This is a genomic window from Lactobacillus acetotolerans DSM 20749 = JCM 3825, assembly GCF_001436775.1.
Taxonomy (GTDB): domain Bacteria; phylum Bacillota; class Bacilli; order Lactobacillales; family Lactobacillaceae; genus Lactobacillus; species Lactobacillus acetotolerans.
Genome location: NZ_AYZC01000087.1, coordinates 1 through 1551 on the forward strand (window position 1 = coordinate 1; position 1551 = coordinate 1551).

Annotated in this window: 1 protein-coding gene; it reads left to right on the forward strand. The window is 36.1% G+C overall.

Annotated elements, in window-relative coordinates; all coding sequences use genetic code 11:
* Positions 1 to 170: 170 nt before the first annotated feature.
* Positions 171 to 1520, forward strand: a complete 1350-nt coding sequence (locus tag FC77_RS07575; protein WP_056971016.1) for an IS4 family transposase — start codon at positions 171 to 173, stop codon at positions 1518 to 1520.
* Positions 1521 to 1551 lie beyond the last annotated feature (31 nt).

The following is a 1551-nucleotide window of genomic DNA, read 5'->3' on the forward strand; positions in this document are numbered from 1 at the left end:
CAATGTCATTAAGTTAAGACATTGACTAACGTTTAACTTTATGAGCCGAATCATTTTGATTCGGTTCTTTTTGTTCCTAAAATAAAAAGTGAGAAGGACTGTTCCCTTCTCACTTACTCTTTTATATGTTCCGGTCTTTCAAATACGTTTTTAAGAAAGGTCGTATTATTATGAAAAACCTGCACACCAATATTTTAAAACGCCTTGATACGATAATCAAAGAAACTGCAGATCATATTCATGATTTTATTGATTCAAAATCTGCTTTTACCAGGAAACGCAAGCTGGACGCATTTACTTTAATCAAGCTAACTCTTAATATGCAGGGCAACAGTTTGGAAAAAGAGCTGGATGATTCCCTTGACGATGATAATCAACTAATGACCGCATCTGCTTATGTCCAACAAAAGAGCAAACTATCGCCTCAATGTTTTGCCCATATTTTGCAATGCTTTAATAATCAGTTGATTCATATTCAGCTGTTAGATCATAAGTATCGGCTTTTTGCCATTGATGGCTCTGATTTCAATCAGCTTTGGAATCCTAATTCTAAGAATAAGGTTACTAAACAGGTGCCACAACCTTTTTGTCAGATTCATGTTAATGCCATGTATGATCTATTAAACAATACCTACCAGGATTGCATCTTCCAACCCAAAGCTCATATGAATGAACGACCTGCGGCTGTACAATTGCTTAAGCATTTAAATATCGGTCCATATATCGTTATGATGGATCGTGGATATACTAGCTTTAATTTAATTGAAAATTGCAATCGTTTAGATAATTGCTTCTATGTTATTCGTACTAGGATAGGCAAAGGTGCGATGAAAGAGATTCGGACACTGCCTAATTGCGAATGCGACCAGGATATCTCATGTCGAGTAACTATTTCAGGCCACTATTATGTGATGCACAAAGATACCGAAAAAATACATTTAGTAATCCATCAGAAGCATCATTATAAGAAATATTTTTCCAAAAACTCGCGAGACGCAAGCTGGGACTTCGGAGACTTCTGTAATGTAAAATTTCGGGCCTGCAAAGTAAGAATTAATGATCCAGACACAGGCAAAGATGAATGGGAAGTGCTTTTAACCAATTTGAGTCGTCAAGAGTTTCCCTTGTCCCGCATGAAGAGACTGTATCATTTACGTTGGGGTATTGAGAGTTCTTTTAGAAAATTAAAATATGACTTAGGCTGTATCCAATTCCATTCAAAGCAGGATGATTTTATTGAGATGGAAATCTACGCTCATATGATTATGTTTAACACAGTCAGTCAAATTAATGCTCAAGCCTATGTGCCGCAGAGCCATTGCAAGTACATGTACATTATAAATTTTAAAATGGCCTGTAGGATCATTCATAAGCATTATAATTGCTCTTCAACCGATATCATTTTTCTAAAAGTTCTGCGTAGAATTAGTCGGTATACTGTGCCAATTAGACCGGGACGAAAAGATAAGCGCAACATCAAGGTCAAGGCACCAGTTTGTTTCTTATATCGGGTAGCCTAGCAAAATTAAATATTATGAAGAGGTTTATTTG